This is a genomic window from Sorangium sp. So ce363 (genome assembly GCF_051520435.1).
Lineage (GTDB): Bacteria > Myxococcota_A > Polyangia > Polyangiales > Polyangiaceae > Sorangium > Sorangium cellulosum_B.
In genome coordinates this window covers 5,550,001-5,574,774 of the sequence record NZ_CP150333.1, presented here as the reverse complement: position 1 = coordinate 5,574,774, position 24,774 = coordinate 5,550,001, and the positions used below count along the sequence as shown (strand labels likewise).

General features: G+C 72.6%; 18 protein-coding genes and 1 pseudogene (1 of these 19 only partly in view). 5 read left to right on the top strand and 14 right to left on the bottom strand.

What is annotated here, in order from left to right:
- Nucleotides 1-49 precede the first annotated feature (49 nt).
- On the bottom strand, nucleotides 50-1,555 hold the full coding sequence (locus WMF12_RS21200) for a response regulator (protein WP_437873316.1): 1,506 nt from the start codon (nucleotides 1,553-1,555) through the stop codon (nucleotides 50-52).
- A gap of 945 nt (nucleotides 1,556-2,500) precedes the next feature.
- Here WMF12_RS21200 and tkt point away from each other — a divergent pair.
- The 3 genes from tkt to WMF12_RS21185 all read left to right on the top strand — a co-directional run bounded on the left by tkt (nucleotide 2,501) and on the right by WMF12_RS21185 (nucleotide 5,807).
- Nucleotides 2,501-4,489: a transketolase gene (gene tkt / locus WMF12_RS21195; RefSeq protein ID WP_437747428.1), complete on the top strand. Its 1,989-nt coding sequence runs from the start codon at nucleotides 2,501-2,503 to the stop codon at nucleotides 4,487-4,489.
- 119 nt (nucleotides 4,490-4,608) lie between these two features.
- A complete protein-coding gene (locus tag WMF12_RS21190; protein ID WP_437873315.1) occupies nucleotides 4,609-4,806 on the top strand; it encodes a hypothetical protein in 198 nt (65 codons plus the stop codon).
- A gap of 62 nt (nucleotides 4,807-4,868) precedes the next feature.
- Nucleotides 4,869-5,807: an AEC family transporter gene (locus WMF12_RS21185; protein ID WP_437873314.1), complete on the top strand. Its 939-nt coding sequence runs from the start codon at nucleotides 4,869-4,871 to the stop codon at nucleotides 5,805-5,807.
- A 43-nt stretch (nucleotides 5,808-5,850) separates the two neighbouring features.
- Here WMF12_RS21185 and WMF12_RS21180 read toward each other — a convergent pair whose 3' ends face one another.
- From WMF12_RS21180 to WMF12_RS21165, 4 genes and pseudogenes are all read right to left on the bottom strand, one after another.
- Nucleotides 5,851-7,398, bottom strand: coding sequence for an Hsp70 family protein (locus WMF12_RS21180; RefSeq protein ID WP_437873313.1), 1,548 nt, complete (start codon nucleotides 7,396-7,398; stop codon nucleotides 5,851-5,853).
- A gap of 62 nt (nucleotides 7,399-7,460) precedes the next feature.
- Nucleotides 7,461-7,799, bottom strand: a pseudogene (locus WMF12_RS21175) (Uma2 family endonuclease); the annotation flags it as partial.
- A 68-nt stretch (nucleotides 7,800-7,867) separates the two neighbouring features.
- Nucleotides 7,868-8,272, bottom strand: coding sequence for a PEGA domain-containing protein (locus WMF12_RS21170; RefSeq protein ID WP_437873312.1), 405 nt, complete (start codon nucleotides 8,270-8,272; stop codon nucleotides 7,868-7,870).
- Nucleotides 8,273-8,395: 123 nt separating this feature from the next.
- Nucleotides 8,396-8,782 (bottom strand): VOC family protein, encoded by a 387-nt coding sequence (locus tag WMF12_RS21165; RefSeq protein WP_437300988.1) that lies wholly within the window; start codon nucleotides 8,780-8,782, stop codon nucleotides 8,396-8,398.
- Nucleotides 8,783-9,065: 283 nt separating this feature from the next.
- Here WMF12_RS21165 and WMF12_RS21160 point away from each other — a divergent pair, with 283 nt between their 5' ends.
- Nucleotides 9,066-10,898 (top strand): M2 family metallopeptidase, encoded by a 1,833-nt coding sequence (locus WMF12_RS21160; protein WP_437873311.1) that lies wholly within the window; start codon nucleotides 9,066-9,068, stop codon nucleotides 10,896-10,898.
- 16 nt (nucleotides 10,899-10,914) lie between these two features.
- On the opposite strand, the gene WMF12_RS21155 is transcribed toward WMF12_RS21160, so the two are convergent.
- The 7 genes from WMF12_RS21155 to WMF12_RS21125 all read right to left on the bottom strand — a co-directional run bounded on the left by WMF12_RS21155 (nucleotide 10,915) and on the right by WMF12_RS21125 (nucleotide 18,022).
- Nucleotides 10,915-11,736, bottom strand: a complete 822-nt coding sequence (locus WMF12_RS21155; protein WP_437873310.1) for a GNAT family N-acetyltransferase — start codon at nucleotides 11,734-11,736, stop codon at nucleotides 10,915-10,917.
- 289 nt (nucleotides 11,737-12,025) lie between these two features.
- Nucleotides 12,026-12,586 (bottom strand): hypothetical protein, encoded by a 561-nt coding sequence (locus tag WMF12_RS21150; protein WP_437873309.1) that lies wholly within the window; start codon nucleotides 12,584-12,586, stop codon nucleotides 12,026-12,028.
- Between the two features lie 340 nt (nucleotides 12,587-12,926).
- Entirely contained in the window at nucleotides 12,927-14,117 is a 1,191-nt protein-coding gene (locus WMF12_RS21145) for a ferritin-like domain-containing protein (RefSeq protein ID WP_437873308.1), read from the bottom strand.
- A 71-nt stretch (nucleotides 14,118-14,188) separates the two neighbouring features.
- On the bottom strand, nucleotides 14,189-15,481 hold the full coding sequence (locus WMF12_RS21140; protein ID WP_437873307.1) for a cytochrome P450: 1,293 nt from the start codon (nucleotides 15,479-15,481) through the stop codon (nucleotides 14,189-14,191).
- Nucleotides 15,482-15,530: 49 nt separating this feature from the next.
- Nucleotides 15,531-16,142, bottom strand: coding sequence for a hypothetical protein (locus WMF12_RS21135; protein WP_437873306.1), 612 nt, complete (start codon nucleotides 16,140-16,142; stop codon nucleotides 15,531-15,533).
- 114 nt (nucleotides 16,143-16,256) lie between these two features.
- Entirely contained in the window at nucleotides 16,257-16,610 is a 354-nt protein-coding gene (locus WMF12_RS21130; protein WP_437747416.1) for a hypothetical protein, read from the bottom strand.
- A gap of 725 nt (nucleotides 16,611-17,335) precedes the next feature.
- The gene (locus WMF12_RS21125) at nucleotides 17,336-18,022 is read right to left on the bottom strand and encodes a DUF1349 domain-containing protein (protein WP_437873305.1); all 687 of its coding nucleotides are present in this window, start codon (nucleotides 18,020-18,022) and stop codon (nucleotides 17,336-17,338) included.
- Nucleotides 18,023-18,221: 199 nt separating this feature from the next.
- Here WMF12_RS21125 and WMF12_RS21120 point away from each other — a divergent pair, with 199 nt between their 5' ends.
- On the top strand, nucleotides 18,222-18,599 hold the full coding sequence (locus WMF12_RS21120; RefSeq protein ID WP_437873304.1) for a hypothetical protein: 378 nt from the start codon (nucleotides 18,222-18,224) through the stop codon (nucleotides 18,597-18,599).
- Nucleotides 18,600-18,618: 19 nt separating this feature from the next.
- Here the strand turns inward: WMF12_RS21120 and WMF12_RS21115 are convergent, their stop codons facing one another.
- Nucleotides 18,619-23,214, bottom strand: coding sequence for a HEAT repeat domain-containing protein (locus WMF12_RS21115; RefSeq protein ID WP_437873303.1), 4,596 nt, complete (start codon nucleotides 23,212-23,214; stop codon nucleotides 18,619-18,621).
- 143 nt (nucleotides 23,215-23,357) lie between these two features.
- Nucleotides 23,358-24,774 carry the 3' portion of a hypothetical protein gene (locus WMF12_RS21110; RefSeq protein ID WP_437873302.1) on the bottom strand. The gene runs 143 nt beyond the window's last position, so 1,417 of the gene's 1,560 nt are visible here — the last part of the coding sequence; the start codon falls outside the window, past its right edge; the stop codon is at nucleotides 23,358-23,360.

Below are 24,774 nucleotides of genomic sequence, written 5' to 3'. Positions count from 1 at the left end.
CTTCGGGTCCGGCGGAGACGCCGGGTGAACAACGGAATTCTCCGGTACTTCAGCGCTCGGGCTTGTGCTGGCGGCGGTCGCGTGTCCGCAGCGCGTGCTCCACGCCCGACTGCAGGGTGGCCTTCGTCACGAGCTGATCGAGGTGCAGGTCGAGCGCCACGAACGTTTGCGCTACCTCTGCGCGGATGCCCGTGACGACCGTCCGCGTGCCGAGCAGCGAGAGCCCCATCGCGGCTTGCACGAGCATGCGCGCAACCGTCTCATCTACTGCTTTTACGCCGGTGATGTCAATGATGAGATAGTCCGCCCTGCGCTCGCTCGCTCCGCGCAGCGCTGTCTCGACCGCTTGTCCGGCACGCTCGACGTCCACCGTGCCGATGAGGGGCATCACGAGGACGCCATCGATCATCGGAATGAGCGGAGCGGACAGCTCGAGGAGCCGCTCCCGCTGGGCCGCGATGATCTGCTCTTGCAGCGCCGCCCTGGCCGCCTCGGCGCGCTCGCTCTGCATCAGCTGCTGCGAGAGCCGCTCGTTCGTGTCGCGCAGCATTTGCACGGCCTGCGCCAGCGCCTCCTCCGCCTTGGCGCGCTCCCGGATCTCCTCCGAGAGCCTCGTATTGCGCTCCTCGAGAGCCCGCGTTGCGCGCCGGAGCGAGATCTGGGTGTGCACCCGCGCCAGGAGCTCGGTCTTCTCGAACGGCTTTGTCACGTAGTCGACGGCGCCCACGCGGAAGCCCTGGAGCCTGAACCTCGCTTCAGCGAGCGCCGTCATGAAGATGACGGGGATGCCCTGCGTCGCCGGATCGGCCTTGAGCTGCCGGCACGTCTCGAACCCGCTGAGGCCGGGCATCAGAGCGTCGAGCAAGACGAGGTCCGGCTGGGCCCGGCTGACCAGCTCGATCGCCTCCTCACCGTCGCGCGCGACAGCGACCTCCAGGCCATCCGACATGAGCGCGTGCGACAGCACGGTCAGGTTGTCCGCGCTATCGTCCACGATGAGGACGAGGCCAGAGAGCGGAGTTTCTTGTTCTTGCATGGGTCTCTGCCGGCTCAGCACGATCGAGCGAGCCTCGTGCGCCCGGTCGGCGTGCCCCAACGCACGGCGGGCGAGCAAATGCGTACACTGTGAGCCGGCGGCCCCATCACAGGAAACATTCCGTCTTCTCTTTTCCCGTTCGTACCACGGGCTGTTCAGCCTTAACATACCTTTTGTAGGCGGAAACGGAGAGGGGTGTAGGGTGCGGTGGAGAGGGTAGGCTGAGCCACACAGGTCATCCATTCCATCTACGTACGCATGAGTACGCATGAGATGGGCGCTTTCCGCCTCGTTCCGAGGTCCCATGTCGGCTCGCCTCACTTGCTTTCCTTCGCGACGAGGCCTCCGCTTTTTCCGGCTCTCACGCTCCATCCCCATCTCCAGCCGTTGGAGCTCCTCACGCTCGGGCGTCGTGAGCGCTCCCGGCCGCTGGCCGGAGCTCCGGTCGTCCGCCTTCGCCAGACGTACCGCCTTCGCCTTGAGCTCGGGCGCGAACAGGGCCTCTTTCTCCCGTCCCATCCCTGCCTCCCCGGTGCCTTCTGGGGGTCCACGGAGGTGCGAAGGATCACGGCGTGGCCTGGGCGAGGACAGCCATGTTGAGAGCGACCTGGCGTCGGGCGCCGCGACGCCGCGTGCGACCGATCGACCGGCGGCTGCCCGCCCGGGGCTTCTCGCGAGATGAATGTGCGCGCGCGTCGGCGCATCTAGCGCCTCGTGGCCTGCGCTCCTCCCGCGTCCAGAACCAGGGAAGCGCTCGGGGAACCCGTCGTCAATACCCGGAACGGAAGGGTGGAGCGCGTGAGACACGGAGGTACTTGGGTGTGGCAGGGGCTAACACTACGGCGGGAAGTTGCCCCGGAGCGGCAGAAAACCCGCCAAGCCGCCAAGGACGGCAAGGGGAGAGGGGGAAGGGGGCCGTTCGGGCATCCCCCCCATTCCCCGGTTTTCTTGGCGCCCCTGGCGGCTTGGCGGTTCGCTTCCCCGGCCGACTTCCCGCAGTAGAGCTAAGAGGGGCTGCGATGCTCGGGATGGCGCTGACCCTCGGCTGCAATTTCCATGTGCGACCCCGACGACGGGCCCAGGTGGGGGTGAAAGCGCGACCAGCGGTCTGGGGCTCCGTGAGCACCAGCTGGCCGCGCGGAGGCGTTGCGCCTGCGGGTCGACGGCGAGCCGCGGGGGCTGCATCCCGCGTCGACGCGGTCTACCAGCGGGCGGGACAGGCGCCGTGGCGCCCCCCGCGAGGGAGGTCTCGTGGTCCCGCCGAGGGAGGAGCGACGTTCGCCGAGGGGGGGGTGATGACCGGCTCGGCCCGATCTCCGCTCCGCGGCCCCGCGCGTCCCACGAAAGCCTGGGCAGTCACGCGAGCGTCGAGGCGCGCTCGGAGCGGTCCAGGCGCCGGGCGGCGGGGTGAGGGGGCCTCGCGAAGGGGCGCGCTTCGCGACGAAGTAGGTTAGAGTGCGCGCCATGCCTGATTTCGCCAAGCTCGCCGCCGCGGCCTCGATCGCCCGCGGCCTCGCCATGGATGCCGTCCACGCCTGCTCATCCGGTCACCTCGGCCTACCGCTAGGGGCCGCCGAGATCGGTGCCGCGCTCTACGGGGACATCCTCCGCCACGATCCGAGCGAACCGCACTGGTTGAACCGCGATCGCTTCGTCCTGTCCGCCGGTCACGGCAGCATGTTCCTCTACGCCTGGCTGCACCTCTCGGGCTATCCGGTGTCCCTCGACGACGTCCGCCGCTTCCGGCAGTGGGAGTCGAAGACGCCCGGCCACCCGGAGTACCATTACACCGAGGGCGTCGAGGCGACGACTGGCCCGCTTGGCCAGGGCGTGGGCAACGCGGTCGGGCACGCGGTGGCCGCCAAGATGCTCGCCGCGCGTTACAACACGCCGGAGCACACGATCTTCGATCTCAATGTCTACTGCCTCGCCGGCGACGGCTGCCTCCAGGAGGGCGTGGCCGCCGAGGCGGCCTCCTTCGCCGGGCACTTCAAGCTCGACAACCTGATCCTCATCTACGACGCCAACGACGTCACCCTCGACGCGATGGCCATCAAGACCCAGAGCGAGGACACGGCCAAGCGCTTCGAGGCCTACGGCTTCGAGGTGCTCCACATCGAGCAGGGCAACGATCTGGAGGCCGTCCACCGGGTGCTCGGCCAGGCGCGGGCGTCGAAGAGCGGAAAGCCGAAGTTCGTCGTCGCCCACACCCTCATCGGCAAGGGGATCCCGGAGGTCGCCGGCACGCAGAAGGCGCACGGCGAGGGCGGCGCCAAGTTCGTGGATCAGGCCCGCAAGAACCTGGGGCTGCCCGCCGAGCACTTCTACGTCAGCGAGGAGGTGAAGCAGTTCTTCGCGACGCGCAAGGAAGAGCTCGCCAAGGTGCGCGGGGCGTGGGAGGCGACCTTCCAGGCCTGGCGCGCGAAGAACCCCGAGCTCGCCCGCCAGCTCGACGACGGCCTCGCGAAGAAGCTCCCGGCGGACCTCGACGCGCGCGTCCCCGCCTTCGCCGCCGGCACCAAGGTCGCCACGCGCAAGGCCGGCGAGACCGTGCTGCAGGCCGTCGCCGAGGCGGTGCCTGCGCTCATCGGGTCGAGCGCCGACCTCTACGGCTCGACGTTCAACTACATCGCGTCGAGCACCGACTTCGATCCGGAGCACCCCGGCGGCCGGAACATCCGCGCCGGCATCCGCGAGCACGGCATGGGCGCGATCATGAATGGCATCGCGTACCACGGCGGCCTGCGCCCGAGCGGCGCGACGTTCCTCGTGTTCGCGGACTACCTGCGGCCGAGCATCCGCCTGGCCGCGCTGTCGCACCTGCCGGTCATCTACATCTTCACGCACGACTCGGTGGGCGTGGGCGAGGACGGGCCGACGCACCAGCCCGTGGAGACCGTCGCCGGGCTGCGCGTCATCGTCGATCTGGACGTGATCCGGCCGGCGGACGCCGAGGAGACGGCCGGCGCCTGGATCTCCGCGCTGGAGCACAACGACGGCCCGACGGTCCTCGCGCTCACGCGCCAGGCCGTCCCGCTGCTTCCGGGGGACGCCGCCACCAAGCGCGAGGGCGTCCGGCGTGGCGCCTATGTCCTGGTCAAGGAGACGGCGGCGCTCGAGACCATCCTGATCGCGACGGGCAGCGAGGTGCAGCACGCGGTCGAGGCCGCGAAGCGGATCGGGCCCGGCGTCCGCGTCGTCTCGATGCCCTGCGTGGAGCGGTTCGCGCGCCAGGATCACGCCTACCGCGAGGCCGTGCTGCCCGCCGCGTGCACGCGGCGCGTGTCCATCGAGGCGGGCGTCACCTTCGGCTGGCACCGGTGGGTCGGCTTCAAGGGGATCGCCCTCGGGATTGATCGCTTCGGCACGAGCGCCCCTGGCGACATCGTGATGGATCGGCTGGGCATGAATGCCCAGGCGGTGGTGCAGGCCGTGCAGGACCTCGTGCCCTGACCCCCTGAAGAAGCGAGAGACCGCCGGGAGTGCCGGGAAGCAACATTCCTCGGCGCTCCTGGCGCGCTCTCTCGATCTCCCGTTCCGCTGCCGGCCGGCCGGCGTTACAGTTTGCCGCGGTGCGCTGCCCGATCTGCACTTCGCCGCTCGCCTACATCCATGGCCACGCTGCCTGCGTGAACGGCCGCTGCCCGATGTTCGGCGCCAACCAGGCCGAGTGCTGCACCGGCGAGACCGCGGAGAGCTGCCCTGCCGCGGCCGACGGCGGCGCGGCGCCGCGGCCAGCCGCCGGGACGCGGACGAGACGCGCGGAGTGACGCCGGCCGCATGACCGGCGACAGCGCTGGACGCCGCCCGCTGCCGAGCTAAAAGCGGGCCCGTGCCGTCGGGCGACCTGATCTCGCAGCTGTTGGCTCTCTTCGCGGTGCTCGGGGTCGGCGTGCTGCTGCGCGCGCTGGGCCGCGCCGGTCAGGCGGACGCCGCCGTGCTGCACCGGCTGGTCATCGACGTCACCACGCCCGCGCTGATCGTCAGCGTGCTCCGCCGCTCAGGCATCGGTCACGGCGCGTGGGGCGCGGTCGCCGCGTCGACCGTCGCGCTCTTCGCGTGCGCCCTCGCGGGGGTCGCCGTGGCGCGGGCGCTCGGGCTCCCGCGCGCCGCGCAGGGCGCCGCCGGCCTCGTCGGCAGCTTCTCCAACACCGGCTTCCTCGGCGTGCCCGTCGTGCTGGCCCTCTACGGCGACGCGGGCGGCGCGGCGGGGACGGCGATCCTCGTCGACAGCATCGTCACGGCGTTCCTCCTGTGGACCTTCGGCGTCGCGCTCGCCGCGCGCATGGGCGGGGGCGGCGGCGGGGACGGGCGGGGCCTGCTCGCGGTGCTCCTGCACCCCAACGTGCTGTCGATCGCCGTCGGGCTCACGCTCCACGCGGCGCCGATCCCGCTGCCGGTGTGGTTGGAGCACGCGCTCGGCGCGCTCGGGAGCGCGACCCCGACGCTCGTGTTCCTCGCGCTGGGCCTCAGCCTCGACCTTGGCTCGCTCCGCGGCCGCGTGCGCCCGCTCGCGGCGGTCGCCGCCGTGAAGCTGCTCCTGTCGCCCGCGATCGCGCTCGGCGCCGCGGTTGCGCTCGGCCTGAAGCGGCCCTCCTCCGAGGTGGCGGTGCTTCAGTCCGCCATGCCGACGTCGATGGTGTCCGTGATCGTCGCCGCGCGGTACGGCTGCGACGGTCAATTCGCGGCGGCCACGGCGGTCGTGACGACGCTCGGGGCGCTGGCGAGCCTGCCGATCGTCATCGAGGTGCTGCGCCGGCTCCTCCCGTGACTCCCGTGACGTCGAGCGGCCGCGGACACGGCCGCTCCGCCCCTCACGCCCCGACCTGGTAGACGCGCCGGTACCCTGCCTCCACGTCCGTGATCGTCACCTCGACGATCCCGTGCGAGGTGATCGCGTACTGCTCCTCGATCAGCGGCCCCTCGCTGCCCATGCGCTCGACGGTCACCCCGCCGAGCTCGGCGGCGCGGTCGCGGAGCCGCCGGTCGAAGGGGAACACGACCTCGTTGAACGCCGTGATGTCGCCGTGGGGCACGCCGAGCCGGTCGAGCGCGGCGCACTCGACGAACCGGTAGCGGCCGACGTTGTGCGCCGCCCGGTACACGCGCCGCGAGACCACCGGCGCCTCGTGGCTCGACGGGATGCGCGCCTCCCGGTCGAAGATCGGGTCGAAGACCACCTCGTCCCCGCCGCTGCCCTCCCGGAACACCCCGAAATGGCGCGAGAGCCGGTCGGAGAGCTCGAAGCCCGCGTCCTCGTCGACGGCGATGGCCAGGCCGATCGCGATGGCCGCCGAGGGGTAGGGGGAGCGATGGACGCGGCGCCCGAAGCGCTCGCGCAGCGTCCGCGCGACGATGGGCAGCGAGCTGGCGCCGCCGACGACGTAGATCCCCGCGATGTCGGCGAGCGCCTCGCCCGCGCCGGCGTCGAGGCGCGCGATCACCGGCTGCATCGCCGTGATGGTCGACTCCACGAGGGGCACGCACCGGTCGTAGTAGTCGGAGGTCGCGATCGTCACCTCGCGGGCGGTCGAGAGGTCGCCCAGGCAGGCCTCCAGGTCGATCACGATGCGCCGGGAGTTCGGGTTGAGCCGCTCCTTCGCCTCGCGGCACTGGTCCGCGAGCGCCGCGAGCGCGCGCGCCGGCAGGCCCTCGCGCTCGATCTTGCCGGCGTCGAGCGCCATCGAGGCCAGCGCGGCGTCGAAGTCGTCGCCGCCGAGGTGGTTCAGGCCCGCGGTCGTCACGGCGTCGTGGCTGCGCCCGGTCATGTGGACCAGCGACGCGTCGAACGTCCCGCCGCCGAGGTCGTAGACGACGATGTGCTCGCGCTTCGACGTGATGGTGCTGCGGTGGCGGTGCGTGTACTCGAAGCCGGCGGCCGACGGCTCGTTCAGGAGTGCGATGACCTCGAAGCCGGCGCGGCGGAAGGCGTCGAGCGTCACGAACCGCTGCGACCCGTGCGCGTTGGCCGGGGTCGCCACGACCGAGATGAGGCGCCCGTCGTCGTCCTTCTTGGGCCGGTTCGACCGGTTCAGCACGGCGTCGCGGAGCGACCGCAGGAACAGGGTCAGGAGATCGAGCACCCGGAGCTTCGTCCCGCCGATCTCGACCTCGACGTCGGGCGACGCGCGCGGGCCGGAGAGCACCCGCTTGAACGACCGGAGCACGGTCCACTCGGGATCCGAGGCGACCGCGAGGGCGTCGAAGCCGAACCGGAGCTCCCCCCGCCGCTCGGCGGCCACGGAGGGGTAGAAATCGACGGTGTCCCCCGCCGCGTCCTGGAAGCTGATGACAGGGTAGTTCCCGCGATCGCAGCACGCGACCACGGTCCGCGTGGTTCCGAAATCGATCCCGAGGCGCAAGGTGGGGTCTCCTCCGGCCCCATGCTGCCACATCCGGCCACCCGCGGTGAAACTCTGCGACGTCAGTCGGCTTCTAGCGCGAAGGCACCGTCGTAGATGGCATCGACGGAGATCTGGGCGCCGTTCGCCAGGGCGATCGTATCGCCCCGCTCGAGCACGCGATACCGCCAGGAGCCGTCCCCCTCGCGTCGATGGTGCTCGATACGCACGTGCCATGGTGAGACGAGCAGGTAGTGCGTCAGGCAGGGGAGGCGCTGGTACCCCTCCCACTTCTCGCCCCGATCGAAGGCCTCGGTGCTGCGCGAGAGCACTTTCACGATGGCAGTTGGGTTCGAGAGGACGTCGCCGGCGCCTGGCTCGGTCTGCACGCCGCCGCACACGACGACCGCATCTGCGTAAACGTAGCGCTGTCCCTGTTTGGCCGAGTCTCGCGCTCCTCGCGCCCGAGCAGGCGTTCGCTCTTCTGACGCTACTTCTTCTCGCCCTGCTTGTCGCCCGTCGCGCCGCCGCTCGCCTCCACGAGGGAGGGCGGCGGGTCCGACTGGACCGTCTTCGCGTCGCCGGGCTCGAGCGTCACCATCATGGTCCGGTTGCCGCGCTCCGGGTCCACGAACGTCACCTCGTGCGACCCAGGCGCGACCTTTCGCCCCGAGATCGGCGTCGTCCCGATGGGCTTGCCGTCCAGCAGGATCTCGGTCGGCTGCGCCGCGACCACGTCGAGCATCGGCGCGTCGTCGAGCGGCGGCTCGGGCTCGGGCTCGGGCTCGGGCTCAGCCGCGATCGGTGCGGGTTGCGGGGGCTCCTGCGGCGGCTTCGGCGCGCCGCCGCAGCCGGCGATGGCGAGGGTGACGAGGAAGGTGGAGGTGCGAACCATGGCCCCGAAGCTAGACAGGAAACGTGCGGGAGGAAATGGCGAGGACGACGTCACGCGCGCCGGCAGCCCGCGGCCAGGCGCCGCGCAACCCGGGGATCCTTCCCCGGCCGAGCGATCGCTCCGTCATCCGCCGCCGCTGCCGTAAGGGCGGGTGATGATCTCGAGGAAGTGCCCGGCGGGATCGGGGAAGTAGACGCCGCGCCCGCCGTCATGGTGGTTGATCTCCCCGGGGTGCTGCGCTCTTGGATCGGCCCAGTAGGGGATCTGGCGTTCGCGGATTCGACCGAAGATCTCGTCGAACTCGGCCTCGCTGACCAGGAAGGCGAGGTGCTGGGAGCGGATCTCACCAGGGGTGTCGATGAAGTCGAGCGTGACGTCGTTGTCGAGCCGTACCGTCAAGAAGTGCCCGAACGGCACCGGCGCCGAGAGGCCCAGGATCTCGGTCAAAAAGGTAGCGGACGTCGTCTTGTCCCGCGCCGGGACGATGGTGTGATTGAGCTGGACGGCCATGCTCGCTTCCTCCCTTTCGTGGGTGGTTGCCCATCTCCGGCGGATCTTGAGCGATCTCGCGGCGAGGGGCCACCTCCAGGCTGGCGCGATGACCTGGATCGAGCGGACTTTGCCGCCTCTCGGCCCTCGCCGCGGCGCGCCCGAGAGGATTGCTGGAGCCGGCGAGCGGCCTTAGGAGCCCCACCAGGATCGCGGCGCCGAAGCGCACCCCACGCCCTCTGCGCGTCCGGGGTGGAGGGACGGTTTTACGCCGGAGCTGTCCGCGATCGAGGAGCGGCGAGAAATGGTGCGCATTCCGATGTTCGTCGTCGCGTTGCCCTGCAGCATGCTCGCGCTCACGGCGGCCTGCTCCGATCCCGCCCCGCCCACGCCGCCGCGGCCCGCCACCGACCCGGCGGCGGAGGAGGCCGCGCGGTTCATCGATGCGGCCGAGGCGGAGCTGCACGAGCTCAGCACCTACAGCAACCGCGCGGCGTGGGTGGCGGCGACGTACATCACCGTCGACACCGAGATCCTCGCGGCCGCGGCGAGCGCGAAGCTGCTCGGGGTGCAGGCCGATTACGCGAAGCGGGCCGCCCGCTTCCTCGACCTCGATCTGCCCTATGACGTCCGCCGCCGGCTCGAGCTCCTGCGAACGTCCCTCACGCTCTACGCACCCGCCGATCCCGCGAAAACGAAGGAGGTCGCGACCATCGCGTCGAGGCTGGAGGCCATGTACGGAGCGGGCAAGTACTGCCCCGCGAGCGGCGAGTGCCTCAATCTCGAGGACCTGAGCAGGATCCTCGCGAAGAGCCGCGACCCCGAGGAGCTGAAGCGGGCGTGGGTCGGCTGGCACACAGTCTCTGTTCCCATGCGGGGCGATTTCACGCGGCTCGTCCAGCTGGCGAACGAGGGCGCCCGCGAGCTCGGGTTCAAGGACACAGGCGACGCGTGGCGCTCGAAATTCGAGATGCGGCCCGGCGTGCTGTCGCGGGAGGTCGATCGCCTCTGGGGGCAGGTCAAGCCGCTCTACGACGCGCTCCACTGCTACGCGCGGGGCCGGCTCGCCTCGAAGTACGGCGAGGACGTCGTGCCCGGCAAGGCCCCGATCCGGGCGGATCTGCTCGGCAACATGTGGGCGCAAGACTGGAGCAACATCTACGATCTCGTGGAGCCCGAGGGAGCGGCGCCGATCTACGATCTCGACACCGCGCTGCAGGCGAAGGGGTACACGCCGATCGAGATGGTGAAGACGGGAGAGCGCTTCTTCGTCTCGCTCGGGTTCGAGCCGCTCCCGGCCACCTTCTGGGAGCGGTCGCTCTTCGTCAAGCCGGCGGATCGCGACGTCGTCTGCCACGCGAGCGCGTGGAACATCGACGACGAAGAGGATCTGCGCATCAAGATGTGCATCGAGATCACCGCCGGCGACTTCCAGACGATCCACCACGAGCTCGGCCACACCTTTTACCAGCGGGCGTACAATGAGCTGCCGCTCCTGTACCGCGACAGCCCCAACCCCGCGTTTCACGAGGCCATCGGCGACACGATCGGGCTCTCGGTCAGTCCGGAGTACCTCCAGCGGATCGGGCTCGTGGACCAGCTGCCCCCCGCCTCCAGCGACCTCTCGCTCCTCCTCCGCGAGGCCCTCGGCAAGATCGCCTTCCTGCCGTTCGCCGTCTCGGTCGACCGGTGGCGCTGGGGGGTGTTCTCGGGGGACATCCAGCCGGCGGGATACAACAAGGCCTATTGGGAGATCCGGAGGAGGTACCAGGGTGTCGTGCCGCCGGTGCCTCGCTCCGAGTCGGACTTCGATCCTGGCGCGAAGTACCATGTGGCGGCGAGCGTCCCGTATATCCGGTACTTCTTCGCCCATATCCTCCAGTTCCAGTTCCACCGCGCGCTCTGCGACGCAGCGGGGTACAAGGGGCCGCTCCACCGCTGCACGATCTACGGCAGCGAGAAGGCCGGCGAGCGCCTCCGGCGGATGCTGGAGATGGGGCGGAGCCGCCCGTGGCCGGAGGCGCTCGAGGTGGTGACGGGATCGCGGCGGATGGATGCGGCGGCGATGCTCGACTACTTCGGGCCGCTCAAGGACTGGCTCGACCAGCAGAACCGCGGCAAGACGTGCGGGTGGTAGGCGGGGGCGCGCGGGATCAGGCCTGCGGCGGCGGCAGGTAGTCCGGCGGCGGCGTGTAGAAGGCGAAGCGCGTGACCGCGTGGTAGCCCATCACCTCGTACACGGGCCGCCCCAGGTCCGTCGCGTGGAGGACGGTCTTCTGGGCGCCGGTGGCGCTCAGCGCATCGTCGAGACAGCAGCGCATCACCGCCTCGGCGTAGCCTTTGCGCCGGTGTTCGGCCGCGGTGGCCACGAAGCCCACGTACCGGATCCCCGCCACCATGAACGTCGCCGCGCAGCATACCGGCTGGTCGCCCGCGTAGCCGACCCGCCCGAACGCCCGGTCGTCCCACAACGCCTCGTGGGCCAGGGCGGCGCGCCCGGTGGGGAGCGGGAGGCCGTAGGCGACGGAGTTGAGATCGGCGACGGCGGCGCGCGTCTCGGCGTCGCCCACGCGCCTGAGCTCCAAGCCGGCGATCTCCCGCCGCGGGGTGGGGAGCGCGTCGGCCACCATGCCCATGATCGACACCGCAGGTTGGAAGCCGAGCCCGGCCAGGAGCTCGGCGGTCGCTTGCGCGTCGCCGCCGGGCGCCCAGCTGTCGGACAGCGCGAAGAACCAGGGAACGCCGCCGGTCCGGGCGAGCTCGGCGCCGATGCGCGCGCGCCGCTCCAGATCCGTGAGGTTACCGGCCGGCGAGGAGAGCGTGGCGATGTTGAGCAGGGCCATGTCCGTGCCCGAGAGGATGACGGAGACACCGTCCGTGTGCTCGATCCGGTGGCCGGGGAGGCAGCGGCTGAAGTGGATCCAGGCGGCCAGGAACTGCGCGTTGCACTCTGCGATCTCGGTCGGGTCGGACATGGGAGACCTCCTCTGGATCGAGATATACCGGGCCAGGCGCCCGGCGATCGAGCTTTCGCCGTCGAGCGCGCGGGCCCCGCGCCGCTGCCGTGGCCGTCGGCTCGGCAGCAGCGGGGCGCGCTGGCCGGGCAGGATATGATCCGATCGAACCTGACGGATCAGGGCGCCGGATGTGACGAAATCAAGGCGAAGGCGCCAATCCCAAAAGGACGCGGACGGGAGAGCGGAGGTGCGCCGACGGGCGCGAGAGGGCCGAGGTCAGCGCCGCTCGTCCCCCCCTCGGGCGGCCTCACGGCTCGACCGACCCCAGCGTGTGGCAGTTGTTGCACGAGAAGTCGCCATTGCCGGTCGTGGGGTCGTACTGGACGCGCTGGAGCAGGCTGGCCATCTCGGGCACGACCTTCTCGAACATGAAGGTGCTCCACTCCGCGCGCTCGGGGTGCTCCGGGTCTTGCACGTACTCGAGGAACCCCTCCTCGGTGTCGGGTAGCACGGCGATCTCCGGGCTCGGCATGGCGTAGGCGCGCGTGGCCCCGTCGGCGCCGTGGCACGTCGCGCAGTCCATGGTCTCGAACGCCGGGTCGTACGCCACGAACACCTCCTTCATCCGCGGCAGGACGTCGCTGTTCATGTACGCGACGCGCTGCTCGAAGTTCATGTCCTTCCACGCGGTCGGCTCCGGATCGCTGGAGTCCTCCGCGCCGCCGCACGCGGCGACGAACAGGCACGCTGCCATCGAGACGCGCCTCACGACCGCGCTCCTCGTCCGGCGATCGGAACGCGGCGGCGCGTGATCCGGCCGCTCCCGCGCTGCCTTCGCGTCGTTGGTGGCCGGTTCCGCGGTGATCATGGATCGCATGTCGTATCTCCTCTCCTGGGTCGTGCTGGTTCGAAGCGGGTCGTCCGGACGGCACTGACCGGATGCGCCCTGGTTCTACCGTCACGACGAACGGGCGGGCCCGAGATCGACACGCTCAGCGATGTTTTTTTGCTGCCGCCATCTGTCGACAACTGCTTGAAACTGCTGGGTCATGAGCGCGCCATTGCGGCGAGGCTCAACGTCGACTTCAGTCGACTGACGTCGACTGAAGTCGCACGACGCCGACCGATGTCCACTGACGCCGGCTGATATCGGCTGATCTCGACCGACGCGGACCGGGGCGGGGGTATGGATGCTTTCTTGGAGCCTCTCACGAGGGCGACGCCGCGGCGCCGGGGCTGGCGTCGGGCGAGGGAGCGGAGAGGGGCGCGGACAACAGCGCCTCTGCGCACGGCGCGATCACGTCGCGCACGGCGTCCAGGTGGCAGCGCGCCCGCTCCGCCTCGGTGAGCCGGCCGTGGTCGCGCCATGCGGCGGCGTCGATCCCGGCGCGCTCGACGAGGTCCGCGCCGCGCACCTGGGCGAGCGCCTCGTCGAACGCGCGCGCCACGGCCGCGCGCACCGGCTCGCCGCCGCGCGCCACGGCCCAGCGCACGAACGCCCACGCGAGCTCGGCGTGAGCGGCCTCGTCGGCCGCGATCCTGTCGAGGCTACGGCGCGCCTCGGGGTCGCGCGCGCGGTCCCGCTGCGCGCTGGCCAGGAGCGCGGCGAGCGTCTCGCCCACGCAGCCCTCGCGCACCGCGCTGGCCGCGGCGCCGGCGAGCGTGGGCGCGCCGAGCGCGCCGTCCATGGCCATCGGCCCCGGGCCGAGCGGCCGGCCGGCGTAGCGGCTCGCGAGCGTGAAGCACGCCCTCGCGTGCTGCAGCTCGTCCGACAGGGCGCGGTGCGCGGCGTCGATCAGGGCGGGCGGCGCGCCGAGGGCGAGCAGATCGAGCGTGAAGCGCGCGAAGGACGCGATCGAGGCGTGCTCCAGGCGCGCGTCGGCGAGCCACGCCTCCGCGAGGGCGGCGCGCGTCGCGGGATCGAGCGCTGTCACGTCGTCCGCCGCAGGATCGAGCACCCAGTCGGCGCGCGCCTCGACGCCGGCCAGGCGCGGCTCGCCGCCCACGAGGAACGGGCGGCCGCAGGCGCCGATGCCCGGGTCGTCGACGTCGTAGCAGCACTGGCCGTCCTCCAGCCGGCCATTCTCGTAGCTCACGCAGGACACGGGGTTCGGATGGTAGTCGCTCGGGCAGGCCTCGGCGCTCCCTCCCGCGCCGCCGGCCCCGCCGCCCCCGTCGCCGGCGTTTGCCTGGATCTCTTCCAGAGAGAAGCACCTCGTCTGGACGCTGCTCTGACCGCCGGCGCCGCCCTGACCGCCGGCGCCGCCCTGACCGCCGGAGCCCGCACCTGTCTCGGTGCCCTCCACGGCGCCATCGACGCAGCCGACAGCCAGCGACAGGCCGGTGAACATGCCGGCTCCCACGATGTGCATGATGCGCGCGCGAAGATCCCTGCTCATGGTGCTTTGCCTCCTGCGATGTGCCGTCCCTCGGCACGGGATCAGGATGTTTCCTGATCCCCGGGACGCGGTCACGCCGCGCCGAGCGTCACCGGCACGGCCGTGGGCTTGCGGAAGAACAGGCTGGGCGCGTAGCTCGGTCGCGCCGCGGCGGCGAGGCGCAGCCCGGGGAACGCCGCGCGCAGCGCCTGCACGGCGCACCTCACCTCGATGCGCGCGAGGGGAGCGCCGATGCACGTGTGGACCCCCCAGCCGAAGCCGAGGTGCCGCCCGCGCGGGGTGGCGACGGGGCGGGTCACGTCGAACCGCTCCGGGCTCGGGAAGACCGTGGGGTCGTGGTTGGCGGCCCCGAAGAAGGCGAACGCCGTGGCGCCCGCGGGGATCTCGACGCCGCCGACGACCGCGGGCGCCGTCGCGCGCCGCGGCTCCATCTGCACGGGCGCGTCGATCCGGAGCGTCTCCTCGATCGCCGCCTGGAGCAGCGCCGCGTCGCCGCCGATGGCGTCCCAGAGCGCGGGTGCCTCCAGCAGGCGGAGCACGAGCGAGCCGATCAGGCTCGCGACGGTCTCGTAGCCGGCGAAGAACAGGACGATGATATGCGAGATCATCTCGTCGACCGACAGCGGCGCCTCGCCGTCGACGCGGGCGCCGATCAGGGCGGTGATGAGGTCGTCGGCGGGCTCGGCGCGGCGCCGCTCGATGAGGGCGGCCAGGTAGCGCTCGTAGGAGACGAACCGCCGCGCCGCCTCCACCTTTCGCGCCGTGTCGGCCGTCGGATCGTAGAGAATGAACCGCTCGTCCTGGCAGGCCCTGAGCAGGGGCGCGTCCTCGAGCGGTATCCCGACGAGGGCGGCGCTCATCTGCAAGGGGAGCGGGAAGGCGAGCGCCTGCATCAGATCCACAGGGCCGCTGCCGGGGTCCATGGCGCACACCAGCGCGTCCGCGGCCCGGGCGATCGCCGGCTCGAGGGAGGCGACCCTCGCTGGCGTGAACCCCTTGGAGAACAGCGCCCGCGCGCGCGTGTGCCCGGGAGGGTCGTTGTTGAAGAGCGCCGGCGGCAGCTCGTACACGCCCTGCTTGAGCTCGGCGATCACCTCCGGCGGCAGATCCGGCGGCAGGTCGAGGATGTGCGCGGAAGAGAAGGCGACCGGCTCGCGGAGCACCTGCGTGAGCTCGGCGTGGCCCGTGACGAGGTAGGCGGAGAACGCCTCGCTGTAAGCGACCGGCGCCTCTCGGTGAGCCGCCTGATAGAACGCGCGCGCGGGGTCGTCTGCATAACCCGGCGAGAAGGGCTGGAACAGCGCGCCGATCCGGCGCGCGCTCGCGCCGGCCGGCGGGCGCTGAGGGGTGTTCTCTTCAAGCATCGGCCCCGAGACTACCGGGTCCGGCGAGCGAGTGAAACAGCCCGGGAGATCAGTAGAACGCCCACCCGAGGACGGCGCTCGCGCGAAGCGCGTCGGGGCCTGCAAGCCACGCGTCGCCGCGGAGGATGAGTGTCGCGTTGCCCGACGCGTCGGAGCAGCACGGGCCGAGGTGCAGCCCGATCTCCGGCGAGAGCGAGGGGCGCACCACGGGCCAGAACTCCACTGTCGTGCCCAGGCCTGCCAGGAAGCCGAACGCCCCGCCGCTCGGGTGGTAGACGCCGCGGTAGCCGGCGCGCGCGCGAAACGTCACGTCGGCCTGCTCGCCCGCGGTCGCGCCGCGCTGCTCGCCGAACGCGAGACCGGGCGCGAGCACGACGCGGTGGTTCGTGAGCACTGCCGTCTTCGGCTCGGAGCCGTCCAGAACCACGGGGATCTGAAACGACCATGCGGCGAGGAAGCGACCGCCGCCCTTCGAGCCGAGCGCCAGATCACCGCCGAGCTCGGATGGGAGGAGCGAGAGCCCGACGCCCACGGCGATCGCGCGCTCGAGGCCGTCCAGCGGCACCGAATCCGCGCGGGCGGCGCGCGGCGCGCAGGCGCAGACGAGGACCGCCGCGATGGTCATGCTCGCGGCGCGGTGTGCGGAGGGGCCAGCGTGCACCACGCGAGTATATCGCGGCGTCGAGGGGGCCACTACCGCCCTCGGCGCCGCCTCGATCTCGATCAGGCGGCCATGCTCGGCCGGGCCGTCGCGCGGCGCACCGCCGGCTGGGCTCTACAGGTCGGTGATGAAATCACATCCGATGCTCCTGCCGAGAGAGTGGCAGTGGATGGCGGTCTCCGGCGCCAGGTCCGTGCGATGGATGTTGGGGGTCCGGTAACAGGTGGACTGGTCATTGCCGACGATGATGTACGCCCACCGCCTCCCCGTCGGGGTGGGGCCCGACATCGTGCAATCGAGCCTGCTCCCTGCCACGAAGCCGGTCACGATCGCTTGCTCGGTCTCGCCGGCTTCTTCGCTGTCGACCGACGGATCCATGGAACCCACGCACGCCGAGCCGGTGACGCAGACGAGCCCTGTCACGAGCGCCATGCCGAGCCAGTTCTGGAGATTGCGACGATTGCTCATACTTCCCCTCTTTCTACGACGGAGGCTCGTTACGGTGGAGCCCCGGTGGTCACCGTTCGCGAGCCTCGTCGGATTCACGAGCAAGAGCTATGCTCGGGGCGTCTGTCACCCGACGCTACAGCGTCACTCGCCTGACTTCAGATATCGAGACATCTCCGCTCCCGGGGCAAAATCTTGCGACAGGGACACGGAGAACGTCACGAGAGACAGGGAAACGAGCGACATCGAAGATGGATAAGGTCGCCAGCGACACGCCGCCTGGCGACAGGACATGGAGAACGCCGCCAGGGACACGGAATCGAGCGACTTGGATATGGAGATCTTGGCCAGGGACAACGGCCGGGGCCGATGGCGACCTGCGGTATTGTCGCCAGAGACACGGAGACCGCCGTCAGGGCCGGGGTATGGCGGGACAGGGACGGGGTACGGCGCGCTAGGGACAAGACGCGACGTACCAGGGACACCCGGGAGCGCCTTCGCCTGTCCCTGGAGCGACAAGCGGGTGGAAAACGCCTGAAAAGAGCAAAATTTCGAGCCGCCAAGGCGCCAAGGACGCCAAGGACGCCAAGATAATGTTCTGTTCTTGGCGCCTTGGCGGCTTATTTCTCGCTTGAACGACGTGAGACGTGCTTCCGCGCTGCCGTCGCGCCAGATCCTGCGCGCTCACGGGCGCCGCGGGGAAGCGCGCAGGACGAGGCCGCGCGCGCCATCGCGCGGCCCGCGCTTCACAGCACGTGCGGGAGCGGCAAGGCGATCCCGTTGAGCGGCGGCATCTGACCAACGCGCGCCAGCGCATCACCGTACGCGGCGTCTCCGCTGCGGAGGTCGCCGAGCCGGCGCCGCGCGAAGCGGATGTCGTCGAAGACCGCGGTGCAGCCGTCGCCCGCGGGCGACTGGGCCGAGAAGCCGACGGCGAGCTCCGCCGTGCTGCCCAGCGAGAAGCTGCGGACGAGGTGCCATGTCGTCCCGTCGGTGGAGGCGTGGAACGCGCACACCCGCCCGAGCCGCGAGACGCGCAGCCAGACGTGATCCGCATCGACCTCGAAGGATCGGCGGTCGTCCGACAGGCCGCGGGTCACCACGGAGACGACCGTCGGGGCGCCCTCCGGCGAGAGCTCGAAGCAGAGCTTCGCCCACGAGCGCTCGTGCGCCCAGAGGAGCAGCACGCCGGCGTCGCGCACGGCCGAGAAGCCCACGGTCACCCGCGCGCTGGCGAGGAAGTCCCCGTGCGGCGTCCCGAGCAAGCGCGGCGCGTTCAGCGCGCCCCTGGTGCGCTCCGGATCGAGGAACAGGTCGGTCTTGTCGCCCGCCGTGACGGTCAGGCTCGACGCTTTCCCGGCGCTCCAGCTCCTGGGTGGCACCTCCCAGCGGAGTGGTGTGGGCCACGGCGTTAGGTGCACAGGTTCACTCACCTCGTCTCCCTCCCCTGCATCGCGTCGATGGTACCGGAGTGTGCTCCTGCGTTGTCGTGGAATCGTTTCGGTGTGTATGGAGGATCTCGGTTCTATGCGAATTACCGTCCTTCTGATCTCCTGCTGCTCGGTTGGAATCCTGGCAGGGTGCTTCACCTCGCGGAAGGGACCGCCGGAGTTCCTTCTCGGTGCGAGGGCGGTGCGGACATCACCTGGTGGCGATGGTGACCGGGACGAGAACGCAGGCACCGGGGTCACCGGCACCGGGTATGCGGACGCCGCGGCCGCCCTCGCTGGTGCGGCCGGGTCGACCGTCGCAAACCGCGCGGTGTACGACACCTGCTACGCGGCGTGTCCAACCGGGACGGCGTGCGACGCGGCCACGGGGATGTGTGTGCGGCAGCCGTGCGGGGGGAAATGCCCGGCCGACTACCGCTGCAAGGTCGTCGAGGGGAAGGAGGCCTGCGTCCTCGGCGAGCCCGACCGCGGCGCGGTGTCGCCGCCGGCCGCGCCCGGGGCAGGGGAGCTCGGGCCGGGAGCGGCGCCCGGGGATGCGCCGGGGCCGCGCGTCAACTGAGGAGCGGCGCCCCGCTCGCTCACCGCCCCTCGATCCGCCTCATCACCTCTGCATAGACCTCGCGCCGGTCCGGCCGAGCGCGGCCCAGCGCGTCCTTGAGCGCGGGGATCGCCGGCGCGCCCACGTGCCCGAGCCCCTCCGCGGCCGCGCGGCGGACGACCGCGTGCGGGTGCAGGAGCAGGCCCACGATCGCGGGGAGCGCCGGCGGCCACGGCGCAAAGCAGAGGATCCGGATCGCCGAGCGGACCACGTCCGGCAGCGGATCCGAGAGGAGCGCGCACGTCGCGCGCAGGTAGGCGGCGCGATCGACCGCGTCGCGGAGCAGTCGGTGCGCGTGGAGCCGCACCCGGGGGCGCCGATCGCCGAGCAGCTCCACGAGCAGCGCCGCGAGCTCCCCGTCGGGCGCCCCGGCCAGCGCCGAGAGCGCCCGGCGCGCCTGCTCCGCGTCCCCTTCGCGCGCGAGCCGCACGAGCTCCTGCCGCGCCGGACCTCGGTCGCTCGCCTCGGGCGCCCGTGGCTCCGGGCGCGCGCGCAGCGCCTCCAGCGCCCTCGTGTCCTCGGCCGCGCGTCCCCCTCCGGGCGGCCGGAGCGGGCCGTCGTCGAGCGAGAGCCGCCCGGCCAGATCGGCGCGCCCCTCGGCGCGGAGGCGCTCCACCACGGCCTCGAGCTCCGGCGTCCGGAGCAGCCGCTCCCCCGCGACCAGATCGAGGTAGCCCCACGCCCCCTGCCGGAGGCGATCGACCAGCCGAGCCGCCCGCGCGTCGGGCGCGACGCGGCGGATCGCCTGGGCCGCCGCCGCGCGCGTCGCCGGCGCGCCCGACTCCCACCACGAGAGCAGCTGCGGGAACAGGCGCTCCGCTTCCGGCGGTATCAGCAGGTCCGCGAGGCGCGCTGCGCGCTCCCGGCGCGCCTCGTCGGCCGGGTCGCCCCGGAGCTCTTCCTCGGAGAGATCGAGCAGCGAGGGCGCCAGGGAGGGCAGCCCCGGGCGGTCCACGCCGTCCATGTCGCCGCGCAGGTAGGCCTGCAGCGCGGCGGCGCGGGCGTCGGGCTCCGGCCACGAGAGGAGCGCGACGGCGGCCTTGCTCCGGAGCTCGGGCGCGGGCGCGGCCAGCATCGACAGCAGGCGCTCGCGGAGCGCGGCCGAGCGCGGCTGGTCGAGATCGGACGGCCGGGGCACCCGAGCGTCGCCACTCGGCGCGGCCGCCTGCTCGGCGAGGATCCAGGGCGGCGCGCCGATCGGCTGGAGCGACTCCATCCAATCGAGCAGCGCCGGCCGCGCCGCCTCGGCCGCGGCCGGGAACACCTCGATGAGCGCGGCGAGCTGCGCGCGCGAGCCGAGGCCGCGGCGCGGCCCCGCCCGGAGCGCCGCGAGCGCCGCCGGCTCCAGCGCCGCGGCCCGGAGCGCCGCCCGCCACGCGGCCGCGCCCTCGGGACCCTCGCCATCGCCCGCCTCGGCCGTCGCCCCGAACGCCTCGCGCAGGATCGCCGGCTCGGCCGTCCACGGATCGGCGGCGGCGCGCGCCATCGCGAGCGCCTGAACGACGTCGGCGCGCCCGAGGATCGCCCCGCACCGCCGCAGCAGCCCGAGCGGCGATCGGCGTGCCCCCGGCGCCGGCGCGAGCCCGCGCACGCGCGCCGCGACGCCGAGCGCCTCGGCGCGCGCGAGCTCGGGCGCCGCCTCCTCGAGCAGCGGGAGCAGCCCGTCGCGCAGATCGGCCGCCGCCGCGGCGAGCCCGTCGAGCAGCACCGCGGCGTGCCGGGCGTACAGGCGCGCCTCGGCGGGCGACCACGGGGCGGTGGACGCGCGGACGATCAGCCGGAGCGCCGCGTCGCGCAACGCCGGCTCGTCCGCTGCCAGGCGGAGCCACTCCGGCGCGAGCTTCCTCAGGGCGGCGAGCCACCGCTGCGTCAGCGCCGCCTGCCGCTCGAGCAGGCGCCGCGCCGTCGCGTCGTCCCAGCCGTCGCGGGCGAGCGCGGCAGCGAGCGCGTCCGCGGCGCCTGAGGGAGGCGCGGCGCCCGGCCGCCCTCGCTCGCGGGCGGGGAGGCCGTGCGCCTCGATCTCCACGGCGAGCTCGTCGGCGGTCCCGGAGGCGAGGGCGATCTCGCCGTCGAGCACCCGCTCGAGCAGCCGCGCCGCAGCGGCCGATCCCTGGCGGAGCCCGCTCCGGATCGCCTGGGCCGACAGCTTGCCGCTCAGGGCGTCGAGCAGCCGGTCGCGGGCGCGCTCGTCCTCCACGGCCCCCGCGGCGGCGAGGATCGTCGCCTCGCAGGCCGGCCCGACGATCGCCCGCAGCGCGGCCTCGAGCGCCGCGCGCAGCCCCGGGTTGTCGTGGCGGCCGAGCCAGAAGACGAGCTTCGGCGCGGCCTCGGGCCCGCCCGCCCGCGCCAGGGCCTCGGCCGCCGTCTTCTTGATGCTCATGTTCGGGTGATCGAGGCACGCGGCGATGGCGGGGCAGGCCCAGCGCGCCCCCATGCCCCCGAGCGCGCGCAGCGCCTGCCTCGCCGTCTGCACGTCGCCCGCGCCCGTGAGGAGCGTCAGGCTGGCCGAGAGCGCCTCGGCGCCGTCCTCGGCGAGCAGCGCGATCACGCGCTTGCGCACGCGGGGATCGCGGTGGCGGAGCAAGCGCGGGACGCGCGAGCGCGCGGCCTGACCGCGCGCCGAGCGCAGCAGGTCGACGAGGAGCGCGCGCTCGCCCGCGGACACGCCGGGTCGGTCGAGGAGATCGAGGGCGAGGCTCGCGAGCAGCGCGTCGCCGGCAGCGTTCTCGCTCGCGGCGTCGAGGAGGCAGACAGGCCGGATCTTCCGGCGCTGATGGAGCCGCCGCCCGAGGCCGCGGATCGCCTCCGCGACATCGTCCGGGATCGCCGGCTCCGCGGGCCGCGCCGGGCCCCAGTCGAGGTCGCGATCGGGCGGCTCGGCTGGCCCGCCGGGGGCCCACGCCGCGGCGTGATCCGCCGCGATCCGGAGCAGCAGATCGGCGATCGCCGGCAGGGCGCTCGCGTCGCCCGCGCGCGCGAGCGCCCTGAGCGCGTCCGCTGGCGTGCACCGCTTCACCGCGCGCTGGAGCACCGCGAGCTCCGCCGCCTCGGCCCCGGCGAGGTCGGCGGCGATCTCGGCCGGCAGGTCCCGGGGGTTCAGGCGGGCGACGAGCGCGCGCCGGTCCGCCGGATCCTCCGTCAGGTGCCAGAGCAGCGCCGCGGCGCGGTGACGCTCGCCTCGGAGGTGCGGGGCGATGGCCTCGCCTGCGCCGCCCTGGCCGAGCGCGACCCGGAGCGCCTCCGCCGTGCGCGGGCCGCCGATCGCGGCGAGCGCCTCCAGGGCCGCGGCGGGCGCGCGCGGCAGGGCGGCGAGCACGTCGTCCTCCGCGGCCGCGTGGCGCAGGGCGCCCAGCGCGCGCAGGAGGGGGGCGGGCGAGGGCGCGTCGCGGAGCTTCTCGGCGAGCGCGTCGCCGAGCGGGAGATCCGCCGCGCCCTGCCGCGCCATGGCGACGATGATCTCGGCGCGGCGCGGCCAGCTCGCGTCGCCGCCCGGCGCCGCGGCGAGCGCCGACAGGAGCGCGCGCCGGCAGGTGAAGGCGATCGCCGCGACGTCCTCCGCGGCGATCGTGGGATCGGCGAGGGCGAGATCGAGCAGGGCCGCCGCGTGCTCCGGGGCGGGGAAGTGCCCGCGCCGGTGCAGCGCGCGCAGGCAGGCGATCGCGCTCGGGCCGAGCAGCAGCGGATCGCCCCCCGCGACGCTCAGGATGGCGCCGACGTCCTCGCGGGTCGCGTGCTCGCCGAGGAGCGTGAGCGCCCGCTGCCGGAGCCGCGGCGGCGCGTCCTCGCGGGAGACGAACGCGCGGAGCGCGGCGCCCTCGCCGTGGCGCGCCGCCGTCTCCAGCGCGGCGGCGGCCACCTCGGGGGCGCCGCCGAGGAGCTCCCCCAGGCGCGCGCCCGGGAGCGGCGCGCCGGCGAGGACGGCCCAGGGCGCGGCGAGCTCCCGCAGCGCGCCTGCGACGATCGCGGGCGCCGCCGCGTCGAGCAGCGCGGCGAGCACCGCGCGCGCCTGATCGGGCGCGAGCAGCGCCGCGTGCAGGCAGCGCCGGGTGAGGTCGAGCGCCGCGGCCGCGAGGACCGGATCGCGGCGCGCCGCGAGCTCGGGGAGGAGCGCCTCGGGCGCGAGGATCTCGGCCGGATCGAGCGCGTGGAGCGCCTGGTAGAGGAGCTCGCCGGCGGGCTCGCCGCGGACGGCCTCCGGCCGCGTGAGGATCTCGGTCCGGAGCCACGCGACGCGGACGGCGGCGGGGAGCGAGGCTTCGCGCCACGCCGGGAGGCGCTGATCCGGGAGGGAGGGCCACAGCTCGCGGTAGAGCCCGGCGAGGAGCAGCGCGACCTCCGGCGTCCTGTCCAGCGTGCGCGGGAGCAGCGCCGCGAGCTCTCGCCGCCCTGCGCTGCCCTCACGCCGGGCGGCCTGGGCCATCCGCGTGAGCCCGAGGTACCGCACGCGCTCGTCCTCGTGCTTGACGAGCTGGCGGAGCATCTCCTTGCTGCAGCGCGCCTCGTCGACGTGCTCGGCGAGCCACCGCACGTCCGCGCGGCGGAGCGCCGCGGCGAACGTCTCGTCCAGGTGCACCATGGCGGCGCCATCGTAGACCGGCGCGCGGCGGCGCGGCGCCGGCAAAGCGATGGCCAGCGCCTGGTCACCGAGGCCGTCGGCGCGCGCTCACCGGGATGCCCGGCGCCTTGTCACCGAGGCCGTCGGCGCGCGGTCACTCCGAGTCACTCCGACGGCCTGCTCCCCGTCACGGCAGCGCGCGACAGATTCAGCAGCGCCTTCGCGCGCGAGTATGCGATGTACGGGTTGTCCGTGGAGCCGCCAAGATCGTCGGCGTCTTCCCCTGGCCCCTGCGCCCTCACCGGGAGCCAGAGGTAGTCGGGGTGCATCAACTTGCCGTTGATGCCGTTGACCAGGGCGGGGTTCCTGATCCACTCGCCGCCGATCACCGCCAGCCGATCGTCGAGCTCGAGCACGTAGTGGAGCTCCACGTTCATGACCGGGATGTTGCGCTGCGCGGGGGGCTGGAGGAGCTGCTCGGCGCTCACCTCGTCCGAGACCATCCCGTAGCGCCCGCTGACGCGGACGAAGCGCCTCGCGTACGGGTTGAACCGGTAATTGTAGCAATCCGCCCCCTGGAACCCGCCGTTACACACGAGCCGCGCTGCCTCCTGCGCGCTCACCTCCGCCATCGTGTCGATGGCGAACGACGTGACCGGGTAGCTCCACACCTCGCGGTGCCAGGTGTAGTCGACGACGAACGCGCGCCGCGCCCGAGCGCTGGATGTCGAGCTGATGGAGCTTGCGCCCAGCCCGAGGAGGCCGGTCATGGCGATGTGCATCGTCGCGGGGTTCAGGTCGCGGCACGCCGGATCGACGGGCCTGCCGTACTGATCGCGCTGGACGAGGTCCTCCCGCGCCTCGCAGCGCCGCCCGGACACCGTGGCCGAGTCGCTGTGGTACAGCTCGGTCATGAGCGCCTCGATATCGGCGGTGCGGAACAGGATGCACCCCGTCTCCACCGAAGCGCAGGTGGTCACCTTGCCGCCCGAGAGCTTCACGCGGATGTCGCGCTGCGGCGGCCCGCCGTCCTCGGCGACGACGTAGGCCGCCCAGCCGTTGCAGTGTCCCCACCAGTACTCCGGGGTCACTCCTTGATACAGGCCGTGGTTCTTCAGCTCCCAGTACGTCGTCGGCCCTGCCACGCGCGTCGCCCGCGGAGCGCGCAGCCCGTCAGCCCGGCCCACCCCCAAGGTGATTGTGCCCGCGGGCGCATCGAGGGACCGGCCCTGTCCCGCGTAGAACAGGAGATCGTACTTCTCGGCCGGCGAGAGATTGTCTGGATCGGAGGTCAGATCGCCGTAGTCCTTGACCGCGGAGTTCCACCGGTCCGCGATGCCGTTCCTGTTTTGCGGCCACCACTGCGAGGCGAAGGGGCCCGTGGACTGGCCTTGCAGCAGGCTCGAGTTCAGGGCCACGTACGACCCCCTGAGCTCCGGATGCAGGCTCGTGGGCAGGTTCGCGCCGTCGATGGCCTCTCGCGTCCCGGTCAGCGGGATGAGGAGCGTGTGCGAGCCGCCGAGGATCTGCCCGGTCTCGGGCGAGAAGCCGAGCACGTACGGAATCGATCCACCCTCGATG

What these genes read in the sequence shown, in the direction of transcription:
- WMF12_RS21200 (WP_437873316.1), bottom strand. Translation starts at nt 1,555, where the DNA reads ATGGGACGGGAGAAAGAGGCCCTGTTCGCGCCCGAGCTCAAGGCGAAG.
- tkt (WP_437747428.1), top strand. Translation starts at nt 2,501, where the DNA reads ATGCCTGATTTCGCCAAGCTCGCCGCCGCGGCCTCGATCGCCCGCGGC.
- WMF12_RS21170 (WP_437873312.1), bottom strand. Translation starts at nt 8,272, where the DNA reads ATGGTTCGCACCTCCACCTTCCTCGTCACCCTCGCCATCGCCGGCTGC.
- WMF12_RS21165 (WP_437300988.1), bottom strand. Translation starts at nt 8,782, where the DNA reads ATGGCCGTCCAGCTCAATCACACCATCGTCCCGGCGCGGGACAAGACG.
- WMF12_RS21160 (WP_437873311.1), top strand. Translation starts at nt 9,066, where the DNA reads ATGGTGCGCATTCCGATGTTCGTCGTCGCGTTGCCCTGCAGCATGCTC.
- WMF12_RS21155 (WP_437873310.1), bottom strand. Translation starts at nt 11,736, where the DNA reads ATGTCCGACCCGACCGAGATCGCAGAGTGCAACGCGCAGTTCCTGGCC.
- WMF12_RS21150 (WP_437873309.1), bottom strand. Translation starts at nt 12,586, where the DNA reads ATGATCACCGCGGAACCGGCCACCAACGACGCGAAGGCAGCGCGGGAG.
- WMF12_RS21145 (WP_437873308.1), bottom strand. Translation starts at nt 14,117, where the DNA reads ATGAGCAGGGATCTTCGCGCGCGCATCATGCACATCGTGGGAGCCGGC.
- WMF12_RS21140 (WP_437873307.1), bottom strand. Translation starts at nt 15,481, where the DNA reads ATGCTTGAAGAGAACACCCCTCAGCGCCCGCCGGCCGGCGCGAGCGCG.
- WMF12_RS21130 (WP_437747416.1), bottom strand. Translation starts at nt 16,610, where the DNA reads ATGAGCAATCGTCGCAATCTCCAGAACTGGCTCGGCATGGCGCTCGTG.
- WMF12_RS21115 (WP_437873303.1), bottom strand. Translation starts at nt 23,214, where the DNA reads ATGGTGCACCTGGACGAGACGTTCGCCGCGGCGCTCCGCCGCGCGGAC.